The organism is Flavitalea plasmicola, assembly GCF_030546645.1.
Classification (GTDB): Bacteria; Bacteroidota; Bacteroidia; order Chitinophagales; family Chitinophagaceae; genus Puia.
The window spans coordinates 14766-31479 of record NZ_JAUOTO010000002.1; the positions used below are offsets into that span (position 1 = coordinate 14766).

Genomic DNA, 16714 nt, shown 5'->3' on the forward strand with positions numbered 1-16714 from the left:
GGGTTGATGGGTTCCCTACAAATATAAATAATAATAATGCAAAAATGGTCGTTCACCAATTTAAATGGTCGTTGACCCATTCGCCCTTTTCCCGGGCATTCTTTGGAGTAGGTTTGTTCAAGCAATAAAAAATAAAGCTGCAAATGAAAACACCCCTACTATTACTGCAATGGCCTCTCGTATTAATATTACTGCTTTCGACAGGCTGCAAGAAGAACGACCCACCTGTAACGCCGAAGCCTACCATCACTGCTATAACACCCGTTTCGGGGAGTGCCGGCGCCACCGTTACGATAACGGGTACTGATTTTGGCGCCACCGCAGCGGACAATACGGTGAAATTCAATGGCACTGTTGCCAATATTACCAGTGCTACGGCCAGTTCCCTGGTAGTGGCCGCTCCCGCAGCCGGCACCACCGGGCCGGTGACCGTCACTACGAAAGGCGGTACCGCCAGTGGCCCCGTTTTCACTTATGTGGTCATACCGCCGCCACCCACCATCACTTCCATCTCTCCTGTATCGGGGAGCGCCGGGACGACGGTGACCATCAATGGCACCCATTTTAAAACCACCGCAATGGACAACACGGTGAAATTCAATGGCACTGCCGCAACGGTGCAGACGGCCACGGCGACGGCGCTTACCGTGCTGGCGCCTGCCTCCGGGACCACCGGAGCGGTAACGGTGACTACCAGTGACGGAACCGCGACGGGACCCGTCTTTACCTATGTGCCCGTGCCGGATGTTTATGTGGTAGGAACCTCCATTTACGGGCATTCTTACTGGAAGAATGGTGTACGAACCGATCTGCCTTCCGAATGCGTTGCCGTGAGGGGCATTTTTGTCGCCGGTACCGATGTGTATGTTGCCGGAGCAGATAATAACAATGCCCCTAAATACTGGAAGAATGGCGTTGGAGTGAGCCTGCCGATGACCACGGGCAATAATGGTGGGATCGCCAGCTCCATCTTTGTTTCGGGTACGGATGTGTACGTGGCTGGCTGGGACATGAACAATGGCTCCTACGCCGTCCCCAAATGCTGGAAAAATGGGGTGGCGTTGCCCATGACCTTTAGTGTGCTGGGCGCTGCGCATTCCGTGTGGGTCGATGGCAGCGACGTCTATGTCGCGGGCTCCGAGGGACCGGCAACCGGCAATTCTATCGCCACCGTTTGGAAGAACGGGAGCCCCACTACGCTGACGGATGGAACCACCGTGGCGGAAGCCACCGGGGTAACTGTTGCGGGTGGGGCAGTCTATGTCTCAGGATATATACAAGGGGCTGTCCAGCGCGTCTATTGGAAGAATAACATTGCCGTACCGTTGGCTACTCCCGGGTCGTATGACTGTTCTCAATGGGGTATTTACGTTTCGACTGCCGGAGACGTGTACGTATCCGGCGTATACCGGAACCTGGCCAAATACTGGAAGAATGGGGTAATGGTTGATCTGACCACGACCACACCCGGCAACGGCATCTACGAATCTGCCATGGCCATCACGGGCAGCGGGTCGGATGTGTATATAGCTGGTAATGCTATTTCCCTGGGAGCAGGCTATTGGAAGAACGGGGTGTTTACGTCACTGCCCGGGGCCGACCAGGTAAACGGCATTTTTGTTAAATAAAATTCATCGCACAATCATTCATTATGAACAAGACTTTATACCTGCCGGGAGCCGTGCTGGCTTTCTGCATGATCCAATCGGCAACTGCACAAAATGTGGGTATCGGCACCACCGCGCCTGTTGATAAGTTGACGGTGCGGACCAATTCCGCCAACTACGGCGTCTCGCATACGGACGGCAACATCGTCGTCGGAACCTATGTCGGCGGCGGCTATGGCTGGCTGGGGACCAAAAGCCCGCATCCGCTGGCCTTTTATACCGGTGGCGGCGGGGCCCAGATGACCATCGAGACCAACGGCAATGTGGGCATAGGTGCTCCAGGTGCGGTCAATCATTTGCAGATTGGCAGCACCCCATCTTTCAGTGGCAACGACCTGGCCATCGGCAACGGCGTCCAGGGCATGTCATTCTTCCAGACGGCGGGGGCCTCCACCTGGTATTCCAATGTCAATTTTGCCCTGATGCCCAATGGCAGCGCCGGCAATGTCGGCATCGGCACACAGACCCCTGTCAACAACCTGCAGATCGGCAGCGTAGGCGCTACGGGTATCGGCGGCAACCATATCGCCTTTGGCAATGGCGTCCAGGCTTCCGGCATCACGCAGACCGCCTCGGCCGCACAATGGTATTCCACCACGGATATCGTGCTGATGCCAAGGAGCAATGGCCATGGCCGGGTGGGGATCAATACGGCAAGTCCATTCTTTCCATTCGAGGTGGATGATTACGTTGACGCCCCCAGCGGAGGATTCGCTTACTTTACCAATGATGGGCAGGGTATTCATAAAATTTCTTCCCCGTCGCATATCTCGATATATGCCAAAAATGACGTGCTTGCAGATGGATTCGAAGCCATCTCCGATGCCAGAGTAAAGGACATCCTGGGTCTCAGTGATGCGGCCAAAGATCTGGAGACGCTCAGCAGGATCCGGGTGACCAACTATACGTTGAAAGACAAAGTAAATCACGGGAACAAGCCCTTTAAAAAAGTCATCGCCCAGCAGGTGGAAACCGTGTACCCACAAGTAGTCTCCACTCATATGGATTTTATTCCCAACGTTTACCAGGCGGCCAGCAAGATCACAAAGACGGACAAGGGCTACCTTCTGGATTTCGACAGTGCCCATCATATCAGCAGAGAAGCGACAAAATTAAAAGTTCTGGCATCCGACGACCATACGATGAACAATTATGCGATCCTGGCTCTTCCATCGGATAAGGAAGTGCTAATCGATGCCACCCAATTGAATGGCGACAAGGTCTTCGTGTATGGCGAGCAGGTAGATGATTTCCGGACGGTGGATTACGAGGGACTCACCACCCTGAATATTTCCGCCACCCAGGAATTGGGGAAGATAGTGAAGCGGCAGCAAGCGGCCATTCGGGCACAGCAGAAGAAAATAGTTGCCCTCAACGTGAAACTGGAAGCGCTGATGGAGGCATTGAAAGGCCATAAACCCTTAAACTAAGGATCATGCAGCTATTCATACAGCGCAGCAGGCTGGCATTGATCCTGCTGATATTCCCCGCCGCCATGGCACAGGCCCAGCTCACTGTCCAAAACGGCGCCGTAATAACTACAAATGGGAATGTCATCATTACGCTGCAGGACATCGATCTTATCATCGACGGCACCATCAGCCAGCAAGCGGGCGATGGGTCCTGGTACTTTACGGGCTCGGGCGATAATAGCATTTCCGGCAGCAGCAGTCCCTTTTTCGATAAGCTGCAAATAGCCAAAACGGGTTCGGCGAAGATCATCCTGTTGCAAAATATTACTATTGCGGGCAGCATCGCGTTCAATTCCGGGTTGATCGATCTGAACAACAACCATATGCTTCTCCAGCCCGGGGCGATGCTCAACGGCGAAAACGAGGTCAGCCGGATCACCGGCAACAATGGCGGGTATATAGAAGCTACCGCTGTCCTGAACGCTCCTATCAACGCCAATCCCGGGAACCTGGGAGCCTGGATCACCTCCGGTGAGAACCTGGGAAGCACGGTGATCCGGCGCGGGCATAGTTCGCAGACCAACGCAGGCGGGGCAGGGAGTTCCATCCTTCGTTATTATGATATCCTGCCTGCCAACAATACCGCATTGAATGCCACTTTGCGTATCAATTACCTGGACGCCGAACTGAATGGCCTGGATGAAAGCGCCCTGATGCTATGGAAAAGTACCGATCACCTTCATTGGACCAATGTGGGTTATACGGCCAGGAATGCCACGGCCAATTATGCGGAGGACTCGGCCATCGCCGACTTTTCGAGATGGACCTTATCCACCGTGAGCAATCCTTTGCCGATCGTAATCGCATCTTTTACCGTGGAATGTCTTGACGGATCTGCTCGTATAAACTGGAAAACGGCGCAGGAGCAGAACAGCAGCCGGTGGGACGTGGACAAAAGCTCAGACGGCATCCAATGGCAGACCATCGCCAGTCTTGCCGCCGCCGGCAACAGCCGCCTGGAAAGAAACTACTCTTATACGGATGCCAGCCCCATTGGCGGCACAACATTCTACCGGATAGCGGAGTTTGATATCGATGGTTCGGCAACCTATAGCACCATCGCTTCGGCCAACTGCGGGATTACTGACAACGACGCCAGTATGTACCCCAACCCCGTTAGGGACGTCCTTTGGGTTACGTTGCATACACCCGGGGCATCGTCCATGAAGATAGAAATATACGATGCGGGAGGAGCAAGGCGGCATATGCAAACAACCGCGTTGAACGAAGGTAATAACAGGGTTAGCATCGACATGCGGGCATTGCCTCCCGGGCTATATTTTGTACATCTTCAATGGGAAAATGGGCAGAGGACTAAAATCATGAAGATCGAAAAGGATTAGTTGTACTGCTGTAAAGTAAAAGTAGTGCCTATGCCCAGCCGCGACTGAATGGATATCTTATAGCGGATGGCTTTGGCAAGGTCTCTTACCAGGTGCAATCCAAATCCATTTTTCGCATTGGCCGTGATGCTATTGTCATTGAGGGCCAGGGCCTGTTCGTCGCTGATCCCGGGCCCATTATCCGTAATGGAAATGAGGGTATTTTTCCCGTCCCGCACAGCCTTCCATTCGATCATTGCGTTGGGTGTATCCTTTAGGGCCTTAATGGCATTAGCCGTGAGGTTCTGCATGATGATCCGCAGGTAGTTCTCATCCGCCGGGACCTCCATGCCGGGGTCGCAGCTGAAACGGATAGCAACCTGCGGGATTTGCGCGAAAAATTTTTGCAGGTAGTCAAAGAGATCGGAGATCAGCACATTCTTTATCTGGCACCTGAAGTTTTCCATTTGCTCCTTGCTCCATATTAGCATGAACTCCATCGTCTCCAGGAGGTTCTCCGCGGACTGGCTTATTTCCTGCCGGTGGAGGGAACCCTGTTCCTCGCTCAGCAAGTCGGGATCGTTCTTTTGCAGGTGCAGGAAATGAATAAGGTTGGCCACGGGGCTTCGCAGGTCATGACTAAGAATGGCGAAGAACTTCGCCTTTACTTTATTGGCCTCATCCAGCTGACTGTTCAGGACCATGAGTGTGGTATTGGTCTTTTTCCGGCTGCGGCTCTGCCAGTACAATAATGCCCCGATGACCCCAAGCAGGAGCAGTCCCGCGATCAGTCCGATCTGCGTTCTGCGCTGGTCGGCCAATTTTAATTGGTTAAGAGCGATCTCATTATCCTTTACCGCGATGTTATGTCTGCCTTCCAGTCCCGCGATCTCGTTTTTCTTGTCCTGGGAGAACAAGGAATCGTTGATGCTGGAATAGGTCTTATAATTTTCCAGCGCCGCCCGGTAATTGCCTCTTGTTTCTTCCAGGTTGGCCAGAGAAAGGCTCATCTTCCCCAGGTATTCGGGGTTGGAGGTTTGCCTGCTCAATGCTATTCCCCGTAAAAGCCACTTTTCCGCCTCTTTCAAATTGGCAGCTTTACCGGCCGGCGCGCTTTTCATGGCAAGATCATAATAGGTTTGTCCCAGATTGGCAATATTTCCTATCGAGCCTATGTAATAACCACCGATTGCATCATAGATGGCCTGCGCTCTCAGCATAATCGTTATTTGCCTTTGATGATCGGGATATTCCAGGTTGGCCAGATTCGCCAGCACGCCCGCCGTCTGCGGCTGATTGCCCATGTCCTCATAGACTTTCAGCGCCCTTTGAAAATATACTTTTGCGGCAGCGGAATCCTTTGTTTCCATTTTAATGACGCCAAGCTGGTCCAATGCCTTGCCGGTGTTGTCAGGGGATTTGGCCAATTCGCCGTGCTTCAGGGTCATTTCCGCATATTCAGTTGCTTTGGCATAATTACGCTGGGCGAGATAGGTAGCCGTAATATTGGTACCTACGAGGGAGATCTTATCGCTGCTCTTCATTTCCTCGGCTATTGTCAGGGCCTTGAAATAATATGCTATGGCCTGGGAATAGTCGGACTCCCTGTTATAGCTTCTGCCAATATTATTCAGGTTGTTGATCTGGTTGATCTTCGAATCCATTTCCTTGTTCAGCGCATAGCTTTGCCCGAAATGGACCCTTGCCAGGGCATTATTGCCCGTGTCCCCAATCATCAACCCCAGGTTATTATGGATATTGGCAATCCCTTTTTTCCATTGGATCTTCTCCGCCAGCTGCAGGGCATTTTCGGCATAAATGAACCCTTTGTTGGGATTGAAGAGCATGTAATTTTGGGCAATGAGGGCCAGGAACCTGACCTTATTGGAATCATCTTTCATTGCTGGCAGCTCTCCCACAAGGGAATCGACCAACGGCTGGCCTTTTTTCTGAGCAGATAAGTTACTGCCCAAAAATACCAGGCAGAAAAAAAGCGCGTATTTCATGTTATATCAGGTTAGCAGTTGATCTAAGGAATCTTTATAGGTCCGGCCGATGGGCAGCGACAAATTATTCACCATTACCTCTTTCGGCGTTATTTTGTGGATGAAATGTTTCTGCACGGCATAGCTGCGATGGATGCGGATGAATGACTTAAACGATTTTTCTTTCAGCAGGTGGCTCAGCGGGGTCAGCACGCAATATTTCTTTTGCGGCGTAACGATCCCCGTGTAATCTTTCAGGGCTTCCAGGTAAATGACGTCATGAAGCTGGAGCTTGATATGGTCGTGGCCATCCTTAATGAAAATAGTATCATCCCCCAGCGTATAATCCAATAATCCGGCTTTGTGGCGTATCTCCAAAAAGTCCTTCAACCTACCCATGCATTTTTCAAAACGATCGGACCTTACCGGCTTGACTAAAAAATCGAAGGCAGCGGCCTCGAAGCTTTCCAGGGCATATTCCGGATAAGAAGTAATAAATATACAGGCAGGAATCTGCTCCAGTTGCTTACGCAAATCCAGCCCGTTGATGCCGGGCATGTCGATATCCAGAAAGAGAACGTCCGGAGGATCCTTTCGAGCGAATTCCAGGGCCCTGGCGGAGGACTCGAATACGCCGGCAATATGGAGAAACAAGGCCCTCCGTGCGTGCGAAACGACGGTGAGCCGGTCTAATTCCCTGTCATCCACTATTATACAAGCGTATTTCTTACCCAGGCCATCCATTATTTCTCATTGAAATCCTGTCAATATACTGTTTTTGGGGGGCTTATCCTGTATTAAAATTTGTTTGCCTGCCCGGCGATCCTATCTCCTTCGTCTATTAAAATGGTTGTTCAGCGATTGCACTCCGCCACCGGCAATAAATGAGTTTAGGTTTGCAGAGAATTAAACATGTAATTATGAGAAAGAAAATAACCTTCACCGTAATCAGCATCCTGCTGGCGGCGATCAGTTTCAGCGGCTGCAAAAAGGATAATAAAACAGGGGACCAAAGTACTTCCGTTAAGAATACAGTCTGGACAGGTGAAATTAATTATGCAGGCAAGGCAGTGGAGCCGATAAGCATAGCGTTCGGCGATGGAACATTAACATGGTATGAATTGTCAGGCGAATACAACGGCACCTGGAAGATTGAAAATGGACTGCTCACGATAAGCATTGAAGGCGCAGTCTCCTTTAAGGCCAATATTTCCAGCGACAACAGTCTAACCAATATCAAAAGTTCCGACATGAGCGGCCGGATGCTGAATAACGCAACCCGGAATGGCAGTGACGATGCCGTATTGGATAACACCACCTGGACAGCTCCCAATGTAGTTTTTGCATTCAAGCCCGGCTCAAAAATCGATATGACCCTCGGAGGCGGCGCCGGAGTTACTTATGCTGATCTGAGCTATGTACGAAAAGGGAAATCCATCCGGTTTAACGCGCTGCCTACCTATAAATGGTTTCTTGTGACGAACAGCAGCACGAGCATGAACGGAGCCAATACTTTCGCCCCCGATCCGGTGGTCTATCCCTTCGTTGCCACCAAGCAATAATTTTCATCTGTCAAACCCAAATCATACCATCATTAAAGAACTACCGTTATGAAAAAGCTTCTGATCGTCATGACAGCCGTAGCTATTGGTTTTGCCGCCTGTAAAAAAAGTTCAGCTCCCACAAGTGACAGCGACAGGAAAATCACCCTCGCAGCAGACAACAACACTCCACCCACGGGCGCTAACATTACCTTTACGGTCATAGCAAGTAATAATGGACCAGCGGCCTCCACAGGCATTGTGGTAAGTATTATGCTGCCATCAGGCTATACTTTTGTATCGGCCGGGGCAACTACCGGCAGTTATGGAGCAGGGGCCTGGAGTGGCTTTGGTCTTGCCGACGGGGCGAGCGCCACCCTGACGATAACAGCTACGGTGAATGCCACCGGCAATTATGCCAGTACCGCCACCATAGCCGGCAAGGAAAACGACCCTGTGGCAGGCAACAACAGCGCAACGGTGACGATAACGCCCACAACGCCAAAAGGCCTGATGGTATCCACTCTGGCAGGCAGTGACAGAGGCGCTGTGGACGGCACGGGTACGGCTGCAAAATTCAGTACTCCAAGAGGCCTGGCGATGGATGCAGCAGGCAATATATATGTTGCAGACGCCAGTAACAATCGTATTCGGAAAATTACTCCCGCGGGGGTGGTAAGCACGCTGGCGGGAAGCACAGACGGTTACGCGGAAGGCACAGGTGCGGCTGCCAAATTCGGCTATCCGACGAATAGCGTAGCCGTGGATGCCTCGGGCAATGTTTACGTAGCGGACGGGGGCAACAATCGCGTCCGGAAAATTAGCCCTGCAGGAGTAGTGAGTACGCTGGCGGGAGATGGCGGTGTTTCCATATTCTATCAGCCATTGGGCGTGACAGTCGACGCCGCAGGCAATGTGTACGTCGCGGACTCCTATAATAATCGTATTTGCAAGATCACCCCTGGAGGGACCGTGAGCACATTGGCGGGAAGCGCAACGGGTGGCGCCGGCTCCGCGGGCTATACCGATGGAACGGGTACGGCTGCAAGATTCTGGACCCCCAATGGCGTAGTTATAGATGCTTCGGGGAATGTATATGTGACGGACGCCAGCAACTATGTCATCAGGAAAATTAGCCCTGCAGGAGTAGTGAGCACGCTGGCGGGAAGCGTGGAAGGGTTTGCCGATGGTACCGGGTCAGCCGCCAGGTTTGAACATCTGGCCGGGCCTGCCATAGATGCAGCGGGGAATATATATGTCGGTGACATAGGCAATAATCGCGTCCGCAAGATCACTCCGGCGGGAGTGGTAAGCACGGTGGCAGGAGGTGCGCCATTGGGATATGCCGACGGGCCGGTGGCAACCGCCCAGTTCTCGAATCCCTTTGCAGTGACCGTCGATGCAACAGGCAACCTATATGTTTCAGATGTAGATAACAATCGTATACGCAGGATAGGGTATTAGTTCATATTCCCCGGATCCGCCTGTATCGGAAGAATTCCTGGACAGACGCTATATGGCAAGTGCGAGGCCTAACCTTTAATGACGAATAAGAAATGAAAAGGGATACCCTGAAAGTATCCTTTTTTTATTTCATCGTTTCTTGCCGGAATAGGTTCTATTTGAAAAAGATTGTCTACTGAAATGTGTACCTTGCGCCCAGTTATTAACTGCTTAACTTGCCATTACAGCCGCATAACATAGAGAAGCATGCCCGGTTGCCCAATGAAGCGCTCTTGATGCGGCTCACCTCGGAAGGTGACAGGCTGGCTTATGGAAGGCTCTATAGTTTTTATTATCCTCAGCTGTATAACTCGCTAGCGTACATAAGTAAATCACCTGAGGAAGCTCAGGAAGTAATACAGGACGTTTTTCTAAAAATCTGGACAACGAAAGAATCGCTGATCATGGTCCGGTCTTTTGAGGATTATGTATTCATGCTTTCCAAAAATTTATTGATCGATCGGCTGCGTAGAAAAAAAAAGGGCCTGGAAATAATCCAATCCATATTGGATCAGTCTACTATAAGCCAAGGGCCCTCTCCGGAACAACACCTTGTATTTAAGCAGTACTACGCTACGGCATTAGCCGCCCTCGATCAATTATCGGATCAAAAAAAACAGATCTTTTTATTGAGAACACAGGAAGGCATGAAGCTTGCCCAGATCGCGGAACAAATGGGCATTTCCCGGCCAACGGTCAAAAAACATCTGTACAGCGCTACCGATTTTATAAAAGAATATCTTAGAAAACATGGTGAGGGCATCATCATCTTTCTTTTTCTCTGTTTTCTTTAAAAAAGTCATTTTTTAAGGCATCCATTTCATAACCCTAATCGTCATTCCCCTATGGCAGATAGTTTAAGCGACGAAGATATCATTCAATTGTTGGAAAGATATGGAGAAGGGACCCTTTCTCCAGACGAAGAAGCCATCTTTTTTCAGTGGTATCAGCAGGTGGGTTGGGAAGAATTCAGCCGGTTGTGGGCTCAATGTAAGACATTCCCGGAAGGAGGGATCATGCAGTCTCCAGAAATGTCCATCCTTCTAAGGGAGCAACTGGAAAGAGCTATCAACACCTTCGAGAACGGCGATGATCAATCTCTCTATCTTTTAAAAAAGCCCTGGATCCGGATGGCGGGGGTGGCTGCTGCGGTGATGGTGATCCTGGCTGCGGGAGGGTACTGGTGGTTACACCGGCAGAGCCCGGCACCGGCCATCGCAGTCAGGAAGTTGATTGACATCGCGGCTCCAATGACCAGCCGGGCTACCATTATCCTCGCGGGCGGGCAAAAAGTTTTTCTGGACAGCGTTGGCAACGGAACAGTGGCTGTACAAGGGAATGTTACCGTGATAAAGAAAGCCGATGGCCGGGTCGTGTATAATGGGTCAGCCCCGCAGGCGCCCGGCTCCCCTATCGGCAATAATACACTATCAAATCCCCGCGGCAGCAAGCCCGTTTCGCTGACCTTAAGCGACGGCACCAATGTGTGGCTTAATAGTGAAAGTTCACTGACCTATCCGGCAGCCTTTACTGGCAAAGCGCGTGAAGTAACGATCACCGGTGAAGCCTATTTTGAAGTGACAAAGAACGCAGCCATGCCATTTACAGTAACAAAGGGCGATATAACCATCATCGTTCTTGGCACAGATCTTAATATAAATGCGTACGCGGATGAAACAAATCTGAAAGTGACTTTGCTGGAAGGATCGGTGAAAGTGACGCGTGGAGAGGCATCGGATCTACTCAGGCCGGGTCAGCAGGCGCAGATCGGCCAGGGCATAAAAGTGATATCCGATGTGGATATGGACGAAGTGATGGCATGGAAAAACGGCAAATTCATTTTTGGAGAAAAAGCCAATATAGAGACCATTATGAACCAAATTGCCAGGTGGTATGATATGGATGTCGAGTACCAGAAAAAGGTGAATGTCCATTTTGGGGGTAGTATTTCCCGCCAGGTGAGTGCCTCAAAATTGCTGGAAAAATTGGAAATGACAGGAGACGTACATTTTAAGATAGAAGGAAAAAAAGTAATTGTTATGCCATAAAAAAACCGGAAGTGTTGGAACCACCTCCGGCGAGTATTCGGGTAACTGTTTAATCAATCATTCGAGGACTGCTTATTTTTTCACCCAAACTAAACAAAGTTATGCATTTCTGGGCTCTTTGTAAAAAACCCCCATTTCGGGGGGCCATCACCAAAACGCTGTTAATAATGAAGTTTGCAGCCATTTTTCTCATTTCGGCCTCTATGGCGGCAAGCGCCAACGGGTTCTCCCAACAGATCACCCTTGCGGGAAAAAACGTGCCATTGACACGGGTATTTAAAGAAATACAGAAGCAAAGCGGCTTCGATCTTATTTATACCTATGAGCTCGTCGAGCCCCTGGGTAATATTTCTGTCCATTTGCGCCATGCCTCCTTAAAAGAAGCGTTGGATGAATGTTTGAAAGACAAGCCACTCACCTACCGTATCGAGGACAAGACGGTGATCATCCAGCGGAAGGCGCAAGCGACCACGCTTCTCAAAGAGGAGGCTCCTTCCCCGGTGGAATTGAAAGGAAAAGTCACAGACGAGCAGGGCCGGCCTGTTCCCGGGGCGTCGGTGAAACTGAAAGCGTCAAACCTGGGGACTGCTACGAATACAGATGGCGAGTTTACGCTCAGCGTGCCGGACGAGCCGGGTATACTTATTTTTTCATCTATCGGGTATAAGACAAAAGAGGTTGGTATAGGAAGTAACAGGTTTATAAACGTATCCTTAGCTGCCGAGCCAGGAGGCTTAAACGAGGTGGTGGTCGTGGGGTATGGCACTCAAAAGAAAGCCACGTTAACGGGATCTGTGGCTGAAGTTAAAGGGGACGAAATTGTTAAAAGCCAGGCAATCAACGTAGCAGGATCACTTGCCGGACAATTGCCCGGCGTTATTATCAATTCGCCGTCAGGTGAGCCGGGAAGGAATGATCCCTCCATTTATATCAGGGGCATGAGCACCACCGGGAATAATTCCGTGCTGGTGGTTATAGACGGCGTTGAAAGAGGCGGCTTAGGACAGCTTAACCCGAATGACATAGAATCAATATCCGTATTAAAAGATGCATCCGCCGCCATATATGGGGCGCAGGCTGCCAACGGAGTGATATTGGTAACTACGAAAAAGGGCAGCCTGGGCTCCGCCCCCAAAGTCGATTTCTCGTATAACGAAGGATTAAGCCAACCGACGAGAAACCCTGTCATGGCCAATTCATATACTTTTGCACAGGTGTCCAATGAAATTAATGCGCAGCAGGGGCTGGCTCCGGCGTATTCGGCCACCGATCTGGAAAAATACAAAGCCGGGAATGACCCTGATCATCCCAATACAGACTGGTATAAATTTATTGTCAAGAACTGGACTCCGCAACATAGGGCCAATTTATCCGTATCAGGCGGTAATAATGGTACGACTTATTTCCTGTCGTTTGGCCAGGTTTACCAGGCCGGGCAGTATAAGTCCGGCACTGAAAATATAAAACAATATAATCTCAGGGCAAATATCGGGGTCCAGGTGTCAAAATACCTGAAGGTGGGAGTGAATCTGGCAGGCAGGGTGGATAATAACCATTTCCCTTATAATAGCGCCAACCAACTGAACAGTCATATCTTTCTTTACCAGCCTAACTGGCAGCCATACTGGCCGGGCACCAAAAATCCTCAACCGCTTAGAGGAAGCGAAAATATCGTCAACTGGGTAAGTGATAATGCGGGATACCGGACCCAAAAGGTAAATACGTTTCAAAGCACGGGATATATAAATTGGCAATTACCCTGGGTAAAAGGATTATCCGTAGAAGGCAGCGGCAGTTATGATCCCAATAGCACCTATGTTAAAACGTTTCGGGAACCGGATTTTGTCTACTACAAAGATCCTGGCACCGGCGTCTTAACGCGAGGACGTTCAGGAATGGGTACGGACCAGGCGACATTGAATGATAACATATCATTGGGCTCCTTGCTTTATCTGACCGCCAAGATGCATTATGAGCGAAAATTCGGACTGCATTATATAAAAGCATTATTAGGTTATGAACAAACCTCCACCTACAGCAACTTTGATGAGGCCTATAGAAGTAATTTTCCCTCTACGGTGTTACCGCAGATATTTGCCGGCAGCAGCGACCCCAACCAACAGTCCAACAATGGCTCCGCCTCGCAGACTGCCAGGCAAAACGAGTTTGGAAGGGTCAATTATGATTATGCCGGGAAATATTTAGCTGAATTTACCATGCGTCGCGATGGATCTCCCAATTTTCCCGCCAATAAACGATGGGGATATTTCCCAAGTGCGTCCGCCGGCTGGCGGTTATCGCAAGAGCGGTTTATGAAAAAATACACTTTCATCAATGAGCTGAAGATCCGTGCCTCCTACGGCGTGATGGGGAACGACCTGGTGGCCCCGTTTCAATATTTAACCAATTATGGATATGGAAATAACTACGTAATAGGCGGCAGTAACGTCATCGGCCTGGTACAAACGGGCGTTCCCAATCCCAATATTACCTGGGAGACGGCCAAAACAGGGAATGTTGGATTAGACGCGACCTTGTGGAACGGCCTTTTAGGTATTACATTTGATTATTTCCAAACCAGGAGATCTGATATTTTAACAACGGCGGCTTCAGTTGTCCCCGGTTATACCGGGTTAACACTTCCGGATGAAAACATTGGCATTGTCGACAACAAAGGATTTGAACTGGTGCTCAGCCATACCAACAACCGGCACAAGTTTCAATACAGTATTTCCGGGAATCTTGCTTTTGCCAGAAACAGGGTTATTTATGGCAATGCACAACCCGGATTAGAGCCTTATCAGCTCGCTAAAGGCCATCCAATCGGAGCAGGTTTGTACTATGAGGCCATGGGGATCTTCAAAGACCAGGCTGACATCGATTCCTACGCGCACATGCCAGGTACCGTACCGGGCGATATTAAATACAGAGATATCAATCATGACGCAAGCATTGACTCACGCGATCAAATCCTGAAAGATCAAACAAATATTCCGCAGATGACCTTTGGATTGAATTCCAACTTCAGATACAAGGGGTTTGAGCTATCCATACTCCTGCAGGGCCAGGCAAACGTCAAACAATATTTTGGAGGTTATTTCCCTGTGATGAGCTACTCATTGGGGAACTTTTTAAATTGGAGAGCTGATAACCGTTGGTCGCCTGCAAATACCAATGCGACAATGCCCAGGGCGAGTTATGAAAACTTTAATAACAATACCAATAACTCCACCCAATGGCTGATTGACGCAGGTTTCTTAAGAGTTAAGAATGTATCCTTCAGTTATAACTTACCGCAAAATATAGCCAATCACGCAGGCATGAAAAATTTGCGGTTCTCTGTCAACGCGAATAATCTATTCCTGATCTACGACCACATGAAAGCCCTGGGATTTGATCCGGAAACTACAGATTACTGGTATTATCCGCCACAACGTGTGATTAGTTTTGGAATTAATGCAACCTTTTAAAAGCAAAGACATGAAAAAGATCCTTTATATAGCAATTATTTTATTTATAGCAACGTCCTGTAATAAACTTGAATTGACCCCCTTGAATACAATATCTGATGCCAATACGTGGAGTAATCAGAATCTTATTCAGCTGTATGTTAATGCTCAGTATACGGCGCTGCTGCATGGATACCAGAATGAACTGCTGCCCGCGGCAGACGACGAAGCCTTCAATATCCATCAATACGGGAATTTGTATATGGTACAAACCGGTCAATTGACACAAGACAATGTAACCAATTTTTCAACAAAGATCAATTACTGGAGCTTTGCTTACGGCTATATCTACAGTATCAATGTTTTCTTTTCAAGGATAGACGCTGCCCCGGTGGATGCTGCTTTTAAAGCAGGCGCGATAGCAGAAATGAGATTTCTCAGAGCCTATATCTATGCCAATCTGATCTGGCGCTATGGCAGCGTACCCATTATTACCAAGGTTTTTGACCTGCATGACAATTTCCAGGTCACTCCGTCTTCCTACGACGATTGCGTAAAGTTCATCGATTCGGAATTGGATTCCGCAGCAGCCCAGCTGCCGCCTGACCAGCCGGCAAGCCAGGAAGGGAGAGCTTCTGCAAATGCCTGCCTGGCGCTGAAAGCCCGTGTGCTTCTATATGATGCCAGCCTGCTGAATAATCCCAATCATGATATCACTAAATGGCAGGCGGCTGCGGATGCATCGGCAGCGTTGCTAAACCTGGGATATTCATTAAATCCCGATTATCAGGGCACGTTCCTGGCAGAGAATAACGAGATTATTTTCGCAAGGCATTTTACCCAGGCAAACTCGAGCAATTTCTCACTGGAGGAAGGTCGTAACGGTTCTAATGGTTGGACCTCCCAAAACCCTTCTCAAAATCAGGTTAATGCTTATGAAATGGCCGCCACCGGCATGCTGCCCTATCTTGAGCAGCCCGATGGCAGCCTTGTGCTGAACCCAGGGTCAGGGTATGACCCAAACCATCCTTATGACGGCCGCGACCCCAGGCTGGACGCCTCCCTATTGCACGATGGGTCAGTTTGGCAAGGACGGGTAACGGAAACTTTTGACGGGGGATTGGACTCTCCCGGCAGCAGCATACAACCGTGGAATGCTTCGTTAACTTCTTATGCTTATAAAAAAGGCGTTGTCGAAGCTATCCCGCCTTCCGGGTCAACGGTAAAGCCAACCAACCCCTGGATATTTTTCCGCTATGCAGAGGTGCTGCTGAACTATGCTGAAGCGGAGTTTGAATTAGGTAATGAACCGGTGGCCCGTCAATATATCAATATGGTTCGTGCGCGTCCCAGTGTAAATATGCCCCCGGTGACTGAGGCCGGCGATGCATTACGGGCGAGGATCCAAAATGAACGCCGGGTTGAACTGGCGTTTGAAGAACTTCGTTTCTTTGATGTACGTCGCTGGAAGACAGCAGCTGTTACTGAAAATATTCCGATACTCCGCATGCACATAACCAAGCAGGCTGACGGAAGCAAGGTTTACCAGATACAAACGCTGGAGGCGAGGTCGTTCTTACCGCAACATTACCTGATGCCCATACCGCGTTCCGAAGTTGATAAAAGCCAGGGCTCTCTTACGCAGAACCCGGGGTATTGATGGCTGTCTTTTGTTTTCTTTTTAGCTACGGACAACGATCAGTTGTCCGTAGCTTTGAAATTATTGA

11 protein-coding genes are annotated in these 16714 nt (G+C 49.7%); 9 read left to right on the forward strand and 2 right to left on the reverse strand.

Annotation, left to right across the window (positions count from 1 at the left end):
* Positions 1-143: 143 nt before the first annotated feature.
* The 3 genes from Q4E93_RS05545 to Q4E93_RS05555 are packed head-to-tail and all read left to right on the forward strand — an operon-like array spanning position 144 to position 4482.
* Positions 144-1628: an IPT/TIG domain-containing protein gene (locus Q4E93_RS05545; protein ID WP_303583266.1), complete on the forward strand. Its 1485-nt coding sequence runs from the start codon at positions 144-146 to the stop codon at positions 1626-1628.
* Positions 1629-1651: 23 nt separating this feature from the next.
* Positions 1652-3097 carry a tail fiber domain-containing protein gene (locus tag Q4E93_RS05550; protein ID WP_303583267.1) on the forward strand — a complete coding sequence of 482 codons (1446 nt, stop codon included), beginning with the start codon at positions 1652-1654 and terminating at the stop codon, positions 3095-3097.
* Between the two features lie 5 nt (positions 3098-3102).
* Positions 3103-4482: a T9SS type A sorting domain-containing protein gene (locus tag Q4E93_RS05555; RefSeq protein WP_303583268.1), complete on the forward strand. Its 1380-nt coding sequence runs from the start codon at positions 3103-3105 to the stop codon at positions 4480-4482.
* On the opposite strand, the gene Q4E93_RS05560 is transcribed toward Q4E93_RS05555, so the two are convergent.
* Positions 4479-6467: a tetratricopeptide repeat protein gene (locus tag Q4E93_RS05560; RefSeq protein ID WP_303583269.1), complete on the reverse strand. Its 1989-nt coding sequence runs from the start codon at positions 6465-6467 to the stop codon at positions 4479-4481. The genes Q4E93_RS05555 and Q4E93_RS05560 overlap by 4 nt on opposite strands.
* A 6-nt stretch (positions 6468-6473) precedes the next feature.
* On the reverse strand, positions 6474-7190 hold the full coding sequence (locus tag Q4E93_RS05565; RefSeq protein ID WP_303583270.1) for a LytR/AlgR family response regulator transcription factor: 717 nt from the start codon (positions 7188-7190) through the stop codon (positions 6474-6476).
* A gap of 176 nt (positions 7191-7366) precedes the next feature.
* On the opposite strand from Q4E93_RS05565, the gene Q4E93_RS05570 reads away from it, so the two are divergent.
* The 6 genes from Q4E93_RS05570 (at position 7367) to Q4E93_RS05595 (ending at position 16647) form a co-directional block, all read left to right on the forward strand.
* Positions 7367-8008 (forward strand): hypothetical protein, encoded by a 642-nt coding sequence (locus Q4E93_RS05570; protein ID WP_303583272.1) that lies wholly within the window; start codon positions 7367-7369, stop codon positions 8006-8008.
* Between the two features lie 48 nt (positions 8009-8056).
* Positions 8057-9451 carry an NHL domain-containing protein gene (locus Q4E93_RS05575; RefSeq protein ID WP_303583274.1) on the forward strand — a complete coding sequence of 465 codons (1395 nt, stop codon included), beginning with the start codon at positions 8057-8059 and terminating at the stop codon, positions 9449-9451.
* A gap of 215 nt (positions 9452-9666) precedes the next feature.
* A complete protein-coding gene (locus tag Q4E93_RS05580) occupies positions 9667-10284 on the forward strand; it encodes an RNA polymerase sigma factor (protein WP_303583275.1) in 618 nt (205 codons plus the stop codon).
* 51 nt (positions 10285-10335) lie between these two features.
* Positions 10336-11538, forward strand: coding sequence for a FecR family protein (locus tag Q4E93_RS05585; RefSeq protein ID WP_303583276.1), 1203 nt, complete (start codon positions 10336-10338; stop codon positions 11536-11538).
* A gap of 167 nt (positions 11539-11705) precedes the next feature.
* A complete protein-coding gene (locus Q4E93_RS05590; RefSeq protein WP_303583278.1) occupies positions 11706-15008 on the forward strand; it encodes a TonB-dependent receptor in 3303 nt (1100 codons plus the stop codon).
* An 82-nt stretch (positions 15009-15090) separates the two neighbouring features.
* Positions 15091-16647: a RagB/SusD family nutrient uptake outer membrane protein gene (locus Q4E93_RS05595; RefSeq protein ID WP_303583279.1), complete on the forward strand. Its 1557-nt coding sequence runs from the start codon at positions 15091-15093 to the stop codon at positions 16645-16647.
* Positions 16648-16714: the final 67 nt, after the last annotated feature.